Origin of the sequence: Spirosoma liriopis (genome assembly GCF_023196085.1) — a bacterium.
Classification (GTDB): Bacteria; Bacteroidota; Bacteroidia; order Cytophagales; family Spirosomataceae; genus Spirosoma; species Spirosoma oryzicola.
The window spans coordinates 1,635,755-1,648,141 of record NZ_JALPRF010000002.1; the positions used below are offsets into that span (position 1 = coordinate 1,635,755).

The window sequence follows — 12,387 nt, forward strand, 5'->3', positions numbered from 1 at the left end:
TCAGAAAGAAAATAATTTTTGAACCGCCTAAACGAACGGAAGTTTTTACGCTCTAACTAAAAAACACATCCAGTGAACCGCTCCTATCCGAATCTATTAGTGCTGATGCCCTGCCGTTTGCTGGTCTGGTGCATCGCATTACTAGGAGCGGGCGCGTATGGTCAGATCGGTCAACCAGAGAATGATTCGACCCGGTATGTATCGAAAAAACTAAACGATTCACTCGCCACCAAAACGATCTCAACGATTGCCGACAGCGCACTCTTGCAGCGAGACAGCGTTTTTTATAATCGCCTGAAAACAAGAATGTACAAGCACCGGCTGACGCGTCAGTTGTATGACCTTGTTTTTCAGGATGTTTACAACAGCCAGGTTCGGACGGGGGAAGTTAAGCAGATCGAAGTAAACCCGTTCAAAGCCTACGAAGGCCGCATTATTGGCGATATTTACATTCGTCGGCTTGGCGTGTTCGGACATTCCGTTTATGACACGCTACGGAAGCCCGGTAACTGGGTTGAACGAACGGGTAACCGACTGCATACCAATACCCGCGAACACATCATTCGTCGATCCTACCTACTTTTTAAAGAAGGTGATGCGCTGAACCCGACGGTACTGCGCGATAACGAACGCTTGTTACGAACGACATCCATCTTTCACGACGCCCGGATTCTGGTATTACCACGTCCCGGAAGTCGGCAGTTCGTTGACGTATATGTGATAACGCAGGACGTCTGGTCGCTGTCGCCGACAGGTGGCGTTGGGGCGTTGAATCAGTTTAGCGTTGGTTTTGAACAACGAAATTTTCGTGGGCTAGGCCATCAACTGTTTGCGCAGGTTGCTTACTCAGGACCCGATCCGCGCCAGAAGATGGAATACCAGGGGCGCTATACCGTTCCATTCATTGGCAAAACTTTTTTGACCGCTCAGGCCGAAGTGCTGTATTTGCGCGACCTGAAGCAGGCTGCCCTTCGCTTGTACCGACCCTTTCTGACGCCGGACACCAAATATGCCGGGTCAATCGAACTAAACCATACGCAGGTAAACAACCGATTTGTGGCCCGCAACGACAGCGTATTATTTGTGCCGCTCAGTTACAATTATTCCGATGCCTGGATTGGGCGGTCGTTTCGAATCTTTTATAGCGCGAAAGACGACGAACGAAAAGGTCGATCAAGATTGATTCTTGCCATACGCAACACCAATTATGAGTATTTGCGCAGACCAACCGTTACGGCGGATACCAATCAGCTTTATCAGGATAGCCGCACAACGCTGTTTAGTATCGGCTACACACGACGAAGATACGTTCGCGATGTACTAATTTACGGTTACGGGCGCACCGAAGACGTTCCGGTCGGAGAGGCCATCTCCGTGGTGACTGGTTTTGATAACGCAGAATTAGGCCCCAGAAAGTACGGGGGCTTAAATTTTTCGCAGGGAAAATACCTACGTAAGCTGGGGTATCTCTACGCCCTGGTGAGTATTGGTGGCTATATCCGTAATCAGCGGATGGAGCAGGGCGTTTTCTCGCTGGAAGGAAATTATTTCAGCTCACTTCTGTCAACCCGATGGGGCAATATGCGACACTTTTTTAACAGCCGCTTTTACCTTGGTATTAATCGGTTCGACAACGAATACATTACGCTCAACAGCAGTGGCAGTGGCATTAATACGGACGGAATTGGCATCAATAACGATGCATTACGCGGCACGAACCGCTGGCTGATCAACTACGAAACGATCCTATTCTCGAAACTAAACCTGGCGGGATTTCGCATTGCCTTTATCGGATTTGCCAATCTGGGGCTCATTAGCTTTCCTGAGCGACCGCTCCTAAGTAGCCCTGTTTACCAGGGATATGGGATTGGATTTCGATTGCGAAATGAAAACCTGACTTTCAACAGTTTTCAGATCCGATTTGCGTATTACCCAAACATACCCAACAATACTATTCCGCTCCGGATTGCTTTCGAAGGCATATCGGGATTACGGTTCCGAGACTTCGATTTAGCAGCTCCGCAATTAATTCAATACCGATAGGGAACAATTATAATTGTATATAATGTTGCTACATTAAATGTTATCGATTATATTTGCGCCATGTCAATAGAAACCGACATTAAGCAAGCAACTCCATTCAGGACGCCTTACCACCGGGTGATGGTCAACCTGATTTATACCAGCAATTGGATGGCTGATAGTCAGATGCGCTTGCTGAAACCATTTGGGTTAACCTTACAACAGTATAATGTCTTGCGGATCTTACGCGGGCAGTCACCCAATCCGGTTAAGGTAAGCGACATTACGGAGCGGATGCTCGACAAAATGTCCAATGCGTCCCGGTTGGTTGACAAATTGGTCGCTAAGAAACTTGTGCTGCGGACCGAATGTCCCAGTGACCGCCGGGCCGTTGACGTTGTTGTTACCGACAAAGGACTGGCTCTGCTTACGCAGCTGGACGTTCATCAGGCCGAACTGGACGCTGACTACCAAAGCAAGCTTACCGAAGAAGAAGCAGTTTACTTGAGTCAGTTACTCGACAAACTAAGGGCTTAAACAGAATCACCTTTACTTACACATACAACCACAAAACAAAAACAAATAAACAAATGAAAACGCGTCAATTTTTAGCTGGTCTTGTTGCAGTTGCTGTAATGGCCGGTACCTCGGCTTTTGTTGGCCCAAAAAAGGTAGCTACATATAAAGTAGATACACAGAAAAGCGTATTGAACTGGAACGGTAAGAAAGTAACCGGCGAACACTCTGGAACGGTTAAATTATCAGATGGTTCTCTAGCCGTAGACGGTGGTAAACTGACGGGCGGGACCTTCTCGTTCGACATGAATAGCATCGTTTGTACGGATCTGACCGACGCTGGCTACAATGCGAAGTTCATTGGGCACATGAAGTCGGAAGATTTCTTCAACACAGCGAAATACCCAACGTCGACCTTTAAAATCACCAAAGTAACCCCAAAAGGTGGTGATGCGTACGACATCACGGGTAACATGACCATCAAAGGAATCACGAACGCTGTAACGTTCCCTGCAACGGTTAAGGCTACTGCCAATGGCGTTGAAGCAAATGGTAAAGCAACGCTTGACCGTACCAAATACGACATTCGTTATGGTTCGAAATCGTTCTTCGAAAACATTGGTGACAAAGCAATCTACGACGATTTCACCATCGAAATGAAAGTAGTAGCGAACAAATAAGTTCTGTTTGTACCTGATAGTGATTAAACCCGGCGTCTGGCGATGCCGGGTTTTTTGTGCGGTTAAGTAAACCACTGATGATCAGACGTAAGCGGGGAAGTCATCCAAAAACTGCACTTCCGATGTGGTATGGTTGATGCCGCAACAGTAGTGAGTTATTCCGTTCGAAACAACCAGATAAGGGGCACGGTGAACGTGATTGTACCGGGCGATCTGATCAAACACCGACTGGGTAAGTTGGATGTGGGGCGCTTTGCACTCAACGATCAGGAAGGGCTGTCCCTGGCGATCAAATGCCACGACATCGGTGCGCTTCTGAGTCATGTTCAGGGTCAGGCCACCTTCGGCACGAATAAGCGCTTTCGGGTACGCATAATGCGTGAGAAGCAGGTTGATAATGTGCTGTCTAACCCACTCTTCGGGTGATAGACGAACATACTTCCGGCGTAACAAATCGAAAATATAAGGTTTACCGTCGACTTGCTTAATTTTGCAATCAAACTCGGGTAGGTTCAGCGTAACCATATCCCAAAGATAGTGAGCAAATAGGTGAATTTTCGTGTCATTCGTTATTTGCTTATTCGGTATCTCCTTATTGAAAACTATGAAGACAAAAGAAGAAATCGTCCAGAACTGGTTACCGCGCTACACCGGCACGCCAATTGAGCAATTCGGAGAGTATATCCTGCTAACCAACTTTATTAATTATGTTGACCTATTCGCCAAAAAGTTCGATGTAGAAATAAGTGGTATCGGACGGGCTATGCAAACGGCTACGGCCAACAACATTACGATTATCAACTTTGGCATGGGTAGCCCCATGGCCGCAACCGTCATGGATTTATTGTCAGCCGTTAATCCGAAAGCTGTGTTGTTTTTGGGAAAGTGTGGCGGACTCAAAAAGACCCAGATCGGTGATTTGATCTTACCGATCGCGGCCATTCGGGGTGATGGAACCAGTAATGATTACATGCGTCCCGAAATACCAGCCCTGCCGTCTTTCCGGTTGCAGCGAGCGGTTTCGTCAACGATCAAACGGTACGAACTCGATTATTGGACCGGTACCGTTTACACCACTAACCGGCGTATCTGGGAGCACGACGAAGTGTTCAAAGATTACCTGCGGGAGATTCGCACGATGGCGATTGACATGGAAACGGCTACCATTTTCACCGTTGGCTTCGCCAACTCCATTCCGCACGGAGCCCTGCTGCTGGTGTCGGATAACCCACTCGTGCCGGAAGGCGTTAAAACCGAAGAAAGCGATAAACGCGTGACGGGGCAGTTTGTCAACAAACACCTCGACATTGGCATTGACGCACTGCTTGAACTCGAATCATCCGGCGATTCGGTGAAGCACCTCCGGTTCGAATAAGAATAAAGCGCTCACTAGATAGGCAACAGTCGCTTATCTAGTGAGCGCTGGCTTTTAATTAGTTGCAAATGTCGCTAATGACTTTATAAGCAGGGCTATAACCCATTTCGCCAGCTTTGGAAAGGTCAAGGCAGCCGCTGTTTTCGTCGCCCAGGCTGTACTTGATGAGCCCTCGTACATAGAACGCTTCACCGTAGCGAGGATTTAACTTGATGGCGTCGTTACAGTCGGTGATCGCTCCCCGCTGGTCACCCTGGGCCGATTTGATCAGACCCCGTGAAAAATACGCTTCGGCATAAGTAGGGTTCAATTCAATCGATTTGCTCAGATCAGCAATAGCACCTTTCTGGTCACCTTGTTTGTTTTTGCTAACCCCCCGACTAAAATACGCTTCGGAACGCTCCGGCGAAAGTTCGTTGATGCGATCCCGATCCTGTACCCGATTCCGGAGATTATCCAGAATAGGCCGGGTTACACGCGTGTTGTACACCACTTTCGTATCGGAGTTGGTATTGTTCATATCAATCGATTGGGTGAAATCCAAAAGCGCCCCTTTCTGATCGCCGAGTTTACTACGGCAGAAACCCCGGCCATAATACGCTTTATAATTGTCTTTCTTAAGCGCAATCGAGCGGTCGTAGTCGGCCAGTGCGCCTTTATACTCTTCGAGCTTGCCTTTGGCAAAACCCCGGTAGAAAAACGATTCAGCGTCTTCGGGACTTAACTCGATTGCTTTGTTGAGATCGGCGATGGCTCCGGTAAAGTCATTAAGCTCAACTTTCGACACACCCCGTCCGGCATAAGCCTGGGAGCGTTTGGGAGTCATGTCAATAACCTTCGTGAAGTCGGCAAGGCTACTCGAAAAATCATTGAGTTTTTGCTTGGTGATGCCTCGGGCGTAGTACACCTGAACATTGGCCGGATCGAGTTCCAGCGTTTTCGTAAAATCGGCTAGTGCGCCCCGGTACTGGTCAATCCGGCTCCGGCTGACGCCCCGGTTGTAATAAGCCTGTGGGTCGTCGGGGTTCAGTTCGATGGCGCGGCTGAAGTCAAGTAGCGCAGCCCGGTGGTCTTCCTGTTTGCTTTTGCTAACGCCCCGGCTTAGGTAGGCCATCGCATCTTTACCGTTTAGTTCGATAGCCCGGTCGTAGTCCAGAATGGCCCCCCGGTGATCTTTGAGATTGGCTTTGGCCAGTCCCCGATTGTAGTAGCTGGGTGCATTTTCGGGGTTCATCGTGATGGCCATGCTAAAGGCTTGGAGAGCACCGGTGAAGTCGCCCGATTTACTTTTCCCGATTCCATTCTCGAAAAAGTCGACGGCAGTTTGCTGGGCGGATGCGGTAAGTGTAAAACCAGCAAGCAATAAGGTTCCTAGCGGCAGAAGAAGTCGCTTCATAAAAAATAAGTACAAGATAAAATGTGGTGAGTATACTTACATGTATCTGGTCATAAATTTAAGTGATGTTACTAGATAGGACAAGAAAAATTAGCGTTAAATTATTGTTAGTCAAGACTATAGGATTGGTGGGATAGTGGCCTGCTTACGGAATAAACTGCCAAAATAGAGGCTGTATGTCTATAAGGATTAATTTTTTATGACAATATGTCATTTGCATTTTAGGGTTTTAATCAATATTGTGTCATTTTGTCTGCTATATTTTGCTATTTCGGATTGGTACATTGTTTGTCTATATCCGTATGTATTCGATAGAAGACAACTCAAACAACAGAAAAACATGGCAACTTTAGTTCGATATAACCGCATCCCAACTTTCTTTAACCCTTTCTACGGTCGTCCAGTCATCAACCGGTACCAAAACGTAAATCCGAATGTTCCTGCTGTGAACGTGAAGGAAGTTGAAGCTGGCTATCAGCTTGAATTAGCTGCTCCAGGTTTGAAAAAAGAAGATCTGAAAATCAACGTAGAAAATAATACGCTGACAATCGCTTATAAACCTGAGCAAAAAGCAGAAGAAACAACCCAAAAATTCACCCGGCACGAGTTTGGTTTCAGTGCCTTCGAGCGGAGCTTCCGTCTGCCTAAAACGGTGAACGCCGACGCCATCGCAGCTACCTACTCGAATGGTATCCTGACGGTTGAATTACCCAAAGTGGAAGTGAAAGAAGAAAAGCTTGTGAAAGAAATTAGCATTGCTTAATTGAGTAGGCAAATACAGAAGAGAACTGGGGAGTTGGTAGCTGATTGGGCGACCGGCTCCCCAGTTTTTTTATCCGATCAGGAGCCGTACGAAGGCTTCCAGTTTGTAGGCGTCCAACTGGCCATTTGTCCGAACGCCACTGCAAATATCAAGACCAAACGGCTGTACCGTTTCAACCGCTTTTCGGACGTTGTCGATGCTTAGTCCGCCCGCCAGAAAAACCGGCACGGGCGACTGTTCAACGATTCGACGGCTCACCGCCCAGTTATGCACTCGTCCGGTACCGCCCAGTTCCTTGACAGCCAGATTGGGATTGCCAGAGTCGAGCAGCAAGGCGTCGGCTCCGTGCTGAACGGCCAGTAAGGCTTCGTCAATGTTTTTCTCATCAATGACGTGAATGACCTGCACCAGTTTGATCGCGGGCAAGGTCGCACGCAACTGAGCGTAGGTTTCGGGTGGTATGGCGTCAACCAACTGGATGGTATTGGCTCCTACACGCTGTTGATGGGCAATAACGTCTGCCGTGTTTGTTTCGCTAGTGAGCATAAACGTGGCTACGGGTGGGGGCGTTGCCTGAACAATCTGGGCGGCTAACGTATCCGCTACGACACCGGGACCGCTGGGCATTCGACCAACCAGACCCAACGCGTCGGCACCGAGCCGAACGGCTAATCGAGCTTCGTCGAGGCTACTGATGCAACAGATTTTAATCCGTGTTCTGAACGGAGATTCCATGAGGTACTGCGTTTTGTGAATTTGATGGTGAAGGGAGGGACAAAAATCGGATTTAATCGGTTAATCAGGTAATCAGCATCCCAAAACATGGTTTCCGACAGTACCCGACCAGATACCTACGCATCCCTCCGTATTCCTGATTTCCGCTATTTTGTCATGAATAGCTTTCTGATGACGGTTACGTTGCTCATTCAGGAAGTTATTTTAGGCTACGAATTGTACAAGACAACGCACGATCCCCTAGCTTTGGGTCTGGTGGGTTTGGCCGAAGCCATTCCATTTATTGCCCTGTCGCTTTTTGGAGGGCATCTGGCCGACCGTTACGATAAGAAACGTATTTTACAGTGGAGTTCGCTCGTAATCGTGTTAGGCTCCGTAATCCTGTACCTTGTCTTTCGACCGTCTGTAGTTGCCGGATTATCGCAAACCGCACGATTGGCGACTATCTATGGTGTATTGATGCTGATTGGTACGGCCAAGGGATTTTACTCACCGGCTAGTTCGTCGCTGAAACCGTTTTTGGTACCCCGCGAATTATACGCTAACTCGGCGACCTGGAGCAGTTCGGCCTGGCAGGCTGGCGCAATCGTAGGGCCGGGTCTGGCTGGTTTTATATACAGTTGGGTTGGCTTCGACAACACGCTGATCGTTGTCATCGGTCTTTTCGCTGTTTGCCTGTTTTTGATTAGCCTGATCGAGTCGAAGCCTGTACCCGTTACCAATGCACCCACGCAGGGATTTCGCGAGAGCCTGGGCGAAGGATTTCGGTTTGTGTTTAAAACGCCGATTGTGCTTTACGCCATTTCGCTTGATTTGTTTTCGGTGCTTTTCGGCGGAGTGGTGGCTATTCTACCCGTTTTTGCCGAAGACATTCTGAAAGTGGGTGCTGAAGGCTTAGGGTTTCTGCGGGCGGCTCCCTCCATTGGTGCGCTGACGACGATGGCTTTCATGACAAAATATCCACCAACCCATAACGCGTGGCGAAACATGTTATTTGCCGTTGCTGGTTTTGGGATTACAACCATCGTCTTCTCGTTATCGACGAATTTTTACCTGTCACTAATTATGCTGGCGCTGACGGGCGCGTTTGACAGTGTGAGTGTGATTATTCGCCAAACAATTCTACAAATCTTCCCGCCCGATCACATGCGTGGTCGTGTGGCGGCTGTTAACGGTATCTTCGTTAGTTCATCCAATGAGATAGGCGCTTTCGAATCGGGCTTGTTGGCTCGCTTGCTGGGCACTGTACCGTCGGTAGCGTTGGGAGGGGTCGTTACACTCTTTGTGGTCGTGTACGTATACGCTAAATCGAAAGAGTTGTTCGCTGTACGATTGAGTTAAAAACAGCAGCTGAGAAGTCGGTTAAACACGAAAGCACTCGCCTGATTACTGGTCGTTGACGGGTAATCGGGCGAGTGCGTTTGCTTTGTACAAGAGCGTTAGCGGGGGGCTGCGTACTTATTACTGTCACCAATCAACGCGGTCATGTCAATCTGCTCATTGAGAAGGACGCGCGTGTTAAAAATTTCCCAGAATAGTTCGTCGGGCAACTGATAGTCACGTTGCAGTTGAACCATATCGCGGATGCTTTCTTTCAATTGTCCAACAAGAGGTTGCACCTGAGAAGCGCGGGGTTGGTAATTTTCCATTGCCTTTGTTTTTAGCGTGCGAGATTCTAAACAGCCTCGGTTTTATATTGTTTTACAAAAGGAAAAGGGTAGCTAACAGACAGTTAGAATAATTATATTGTTTCTACTTGGTACAAGTCATAAACGAGCTTTGACCCCGCTATCTTACAACTAAATTTTTTTAAAACTATAAATCCCCTGATTATCAACGCGCATATGAAAAGAATTCTGCTTTTTTCACTAGCCCTGTACGTCGGAGTGCTTCTTCTGGCTTTAACGCCTGCCGCTCGTCCTAAACCCGTTAAGCTGGTTAAGGTATGGGAAACAGATACGACGTTACGAACACCTGAATCGGTTCTGTACGATGGTAAAAGCACCCTCTACGTCGCTAATATTGACGGAAAGTCGGATTCGCTTGACGGAAGCGGGTTTATTTCAAAAGTGTCACTGGACGGTAAGATAGAAAATCTGCACTGGACCTCTGGACTGAATGCGCCTAAGGGCATGGGATTGTATAAAAATAGGTTGTATGTGACGGACGTATACCGGCTGGTGGCTATCAATACCGAGAATGGGCAGGCGGAAAAAACCTGGGATGCCGTTGGCAAAGGAGCCTTTCTGAACGACGTAACGGTTGATAAAGATGGAACCGTTTACGTATCGGATAGCCGCGCCGATAAGCTGTATCGGTTGAAAGATGACAAGTGGGAAGTGTTTATGGAAGGCGAACAACTCAACAAACCCAATGGGGTACTGGCAGTTGGGAAAGACCGGCTTATGGTGGGCAGTACCAAAATTGGCGCATTACGAACGCTGGATCTAAATACGAAAACCATGAAGACCGTCGCCGATGGCATGGCGAATACCGATGGAATCGTGCCAGAAGGAAAAGGCAACTTTATCGTGTCCGATTGGAGCGGCCAAGTCTTTCACGTGAGCGCCGATGGTACCAAGCAACAGCTTCTGGATACACGCTCCGATAAAGTCAATGCGGCTGATATTGAGTATATTCCTAAAGAGAAGCTGTTAATTGTTCCCACTTTTTTCAAGAACAAACTCGTCGCTTATCGGCTTGAAAAGTAGATAGCCATAATTTGAAAGACTATACTTTTTTGTCATCCCGAGGAGCGGGGATCTTCGGGATGACAAAAAGTACTCATTTTGGTTCGTCAGGACAAAATTTAGACAGCCTCTTCCTTTAGAGGCTTGTTAAAAAACCGGAGCCAACTGGCTCCGGTTTTCTTAATGAAGTAGCTGTTCGATGGCTGCCTGGGCCCGGTCGGCACCAAAGCCCGCCAGCGCGGTTTCCATCTGGGCGATAATCAGTCCGGTACCCAGATTGCCAATGCTACCCTCGTGCGTATGATGAAGCGTACGGGGTGGCGCATAGGTGTGCTCCGCAATTTCTTTACCGACTGTCTGATAAGCCTCGCGGAAAGGAACGCCCTGCAAAACCAGTTCGTTGACCCGCTCAACGCTGAACAGCAGATCATACTTGGAATCGTCAAGCAGGTTTGTTTTTACCTGAATATGTTCCAGCATAAAATCGGTGATCTCCAGGCAGTCAAGCAGTTCGTCGAAAGCAGGCATCAGGATTTCCTTCAACAGCTGCATGTCGCGGTGATAGCCCGACGGTAGGTTACTCATAACCAGCGTTACTTCCATCGGTAGCGCTTTTAGCCGGTTCGTTTTGGCCCGTAACAGTTCGGCTACGTCGGGGTTTTTCTTGTGTGGCATGATGCTGCTGCCCGTTGTGAGCGCATCCGGTAGCGTCAGGAAACCAAAGTTCTGGCTGTTGTACAGGCAGATGTCCATAGCCATACGCGAAATTGTCGATGCGACGGCTGCCAGCGCGGTCAGAGCCGTTTGCTCGGTTTTACCCCGGCTCATCTGCGCATAAACCACATTGACGTGCATTCCTTCGAAGCCCAGCAGTTCGGTCGTGAGAGACCGGTCGAGTGGAAAGGACGACCCGTAGCCTGCGCCCGATCCCAGAGGGTTGCGGTTAGCGAGTCGGTAAGCGGTTTGTAAGGTTAACGTATCGTCGGCCAGCGCTTCGGCGTAGGCCCCAAACCACAACCCAAACGACGAGGGCATGGCGATTTGCAGATGCGTGTAGCCGGGAAGTAAATCGTTTTTATGCTGTTCCGAGAGACTGATAAGCCGGTTGAACACGCGGTGCGTAGCCTGCGTAACCCGCCACAGTCGATCCCGCGTAAAGAGCTTCAGGTCAACCAGCACCTGGTCGTTACGAGACCGGCCCGAGTGTATTTTCTTCCCGACGTTCCCCAGCGTGCGGGTTAGCAAAAGTTCGACCTGCGAGTGTACGTCTTCAATACCGTCTTCGATGACGAACTTTCCCGCTTCAATGGCGCGGTAGATCGTTTTCAATTCGGCGGTAAGCAAGCTCAGTTCCTGATCCGTGAGCAGGCCAATCGTCTCAAGCATCTGCGCGTGTGCCAGATTACCCAGTACATCGAAAGGCGCAAGGTATAAATCCATTTCACGATCCCGTCCGACCGTAAAACGCTCAATCTGTTCGGCGGTAGAGACGCCTTCTTTCTGCCAGAGTTTCAAAATGAATGAGTTAATAAGCGAAAAGAGCGGCTAAACCAGGTAAACACCCGAATCGTTGCCCGCTTCAAAAGTCCCGCAAAGTTCGTAAAGAAAGTTGGTTACCGGATGGTTGCCGTCTTATTGTTTTAAGCCCAGGCTGGTTGGCAAACCATCGAGACTAACGAGGTTTTTCTCCTGCATGTATTCCTGAAGTCCGTCGGCTCCTTTTGTTTCCGCCCATTTGAAATGCACATCGCGCTCCCCGGCGTAGTCGTAGAGCGGAACACCAAAACCGCAGGACGTTTGAACCAAACTGATATCGGCAACAATGATCTGGCGGGTACTGGGCAGTATGGTAAAATGCGGAGCGTACACATCCCATTCGTCCGTACCGGGCAACACAGTAGACCCTTTTCCGTAGAGCCGGAGAATGTTGGGCGCACCGTCGAACGAGCAGAACATAAGGGTGATCCGTCCGTTTTCGAGCGTGTGCGCCGACGTTTCGTTGCCGCTACTGATCAAATCCATGTAAGCGACCTTATTCTCTGAAAGGACCCGGAATGAATCAAGTCCTTTTGGTGATAGATTGACGTGCCCATCGGCGCTTAGCGGAGCGGTACTGACAAAATAAATATGCTGTTTGCCAATGAATTCCCGATGGGCGGGCTTGATGGAATCGTGAAATTTACCCATGACTGCGTTGGTGTATCCTGGTT

Annotated in this window: 13 protein-coding genes; 7 read left to right on the top strand and 6 right to left on the bottom strand. The window is 48.8% G+C overall.

The features are described 5' to 3' along the window. Nucleotides 1–105 precede the first annotated feature (105 nt). From M0L20_RS15760 to M0L20_RS15770, 3 genes are read left to right on the top strand one after another with little or no spacing between them, the layout of a single operon-like run. On the top strand, nucleotides 106–2,043 hold the full coding sequence (locus M0L20_RS15760) for a BamA/TamA family outer membrane protein (RefSeq protein ID WP_232562813.1): 1,938 nt from the start codon (nucleotides 106–108) through the stop codon (nucleotides 2,041–2,043). A 60-nt stretch (nucleotides 2,044–2,103) separates the two neighbouring features. Beyond that, nucleotides 2,104–2,559 carry a MarR family winged helix-turn-helix transcriptional regulator gene (locus tag M0L20_RS15765; RefSeq protein WP_232561873.1) on the top strand — a complete coding sequence of 152 codons (456 nt, stop codon included), beginning with the start codon at nucleotides 2,104–2,106 and terminating at the stop codon, nucleotides 2,557–2,559. Nucleotides 2,560–2,612: 53 nt separating this feature from the next. Beyond that, nucleotides 2,613–3,218, top strand: a complete 606-nt coding sequence (locus tag M0L20_RS15770) for a YceI family protein (RefSeq protein ID WP_232561874.1) — start codon at nucleotides 2,613–2,615, stop codon at nucleotides 3,216–3,218. An 81-nt stretch (nucleotides 3,219–3,299) separates the two neighbouring features. Here M0L20_RS15770 and M0L20_RS15775 read toward each other — a convergent pair whose 3' ends face one another. After that, a complete protein-coding gene (locus M0L20_RS15775; protein WP_248477891.1) occupies nucleotides 3,300–3,743 on the bottom strand; it encodes a type I restriction enzyme HsdR N-terminal domain-containing protein in 444 nt (147 codons plus the stop codon). Nucleotides 3,744–3,822: 79 nt separating this feature from the next. On the opposite strand from M0L20_RS15775, the gene M0L20_RS15780 reads away from it, so the two are divergent. Continuing rightward, entirely contained in the window at nucleotides 3,823–4,593 is a 771-nt protein-coding gene (locus M0L20_RS15780; RefSeq protein ID WP_248477892.1) for an AMP nucleosidase, read from the top strand. A gap of 58 nt (nucleotides 4,594–4,651) precedes the next feature. On the opposite strand, the gene M0L20_RS15785 is transcribed toward M0L20_RS15780, so the two are convergent. Beyond that, nucleotides 4,652–5,989: a tetratricopeptide repeat protein gene (locus M0L20_RS15785; RefSeq protein ID WP_248477893.1), complete on the bottom strand. Its 1,338-nt coding sequence runs from the start codon at nucleotides 5,987–5,989 to the stop codon at nucleotides 4,652–4,654. A 340-nt stretch (nucleotides 5,990–6,329) separates the two neighbouring features. On the opposite strand from M0L20_RS15785, the gene M0L20_RS15790 reads away from it, so the two are divergent. Beyond that, nucleotides 6,330–6,752 carry an Hsp20/alpha crystallin family protein gene (locus M0L20_RS15790; RefSeq protein WP_248477894.1) on the top strand — a complete coding sequence of 141 codons (423 nt, stop codon included), beginning with the start codon at nucleotides 6,330–6,332 and terminating at the stop codon, nucleotides 6,750–6,752. Nucleotides 6,753–6,821: 69 nt separating this feature from the next. Here the strand turns inward: M0L20_RS15790 and M0L20_RS15795 are convergent, their stop codons facing one another. Then, nucleotides 6,822–7,487 carry a phosphoribosylanthranilate isomerase gene (locus tag M0L20_RS15795; RefSeq protein ID WP_248477895.1) on the bottom strand — a complete coding sequence of 222 codons (666 nt, stop codon included), beginning with the start codon at nucleotides 7,485–7,487 and terminating at the stop codon, nucleotides 6,822–6,824. Between the two features lie 87 nt (nucleotides 7,488–7,574). On the opposite strand from M0L20_RS15795, the gene M0L20_RS15800 reads away from it, so the two are divergent. Further along, a complete protein-coding gene (locus tag M0L20_RS15800) occupies nucleotides 7,575–8,828 on the top strand; it encodes an MFS transporter (protein WP_232561880.1) in 1,254 nt (417 codons plus the stop codon). A 98-nt stretch (nucleotides 8,829–8,926) separates the two neighbouring features. Here M0L20_RS15800 and M0L20_RS15805 read toward each other — a convergent pair whose 3' ends face one another. Next, nucleotides 8,927–9,136: a hypothetical protein gene (locus M0L20_RS15805; RefSeq protein WP_248477896.1), complete on the bottom strand. Its 210-nt coding sequence runs from the start codon at nucleotides 9,134–9,136 to the stop codon at nucleotides 8,927–8,929. A gap of 195 nt (nucleotides 9,137–9,331) precedes the next feature. Between M0L20_RS15805 and M0L20_RS15810 the strand changes: the two genes are divergently transcribed. Further along, nucleotides 9,332–10,198, top strand: a complete 867-nt coding sequence (locus M0L20_RS15810; RefSeq protein ID WP_248477897.1) for an SMP-30/gluconolactonase/LRE family protein — start codon at nucleotides 9,332–9,334, stop codon at nucleotides 10,196–10,198. A gap of 159 nt (nucleotides 10,199–10,357) precedes the next feature. Here the strand turns inward: M0L20_RS15810 and argH are convergent, their stop codons facing one another. Together argH and M0L20_RS15820 are read right to left on the bottom strand one after the other, a co-directional pair. After that, a complete protein-coding gene (argH, locus tag M0L20_RS15815) occupies nucleotides 10,358–11,692 on the bottom strand; it encodes an argininosuccinate lyase (RefSeq protein ID WP_248477899.1) in 1,335 nt (444 codons plus the stop codon). Between the two features lie 117 nt (nucleotides 11,693–11,809). Further along, complete coding sequence (locus M0L20_RS15820; protein ID WP_248477900.1) at nucleotides 11,810–12,364, bottom strand: pyridoxamine 5'-phosphate oxidase family protein; 555 nt, start codon at nucleotides 12,362–12,364, stop codon at nucleotides 11,810–11,812. Nucleotides 12,365–12,387: the final 23 nt, after the last annotated feature.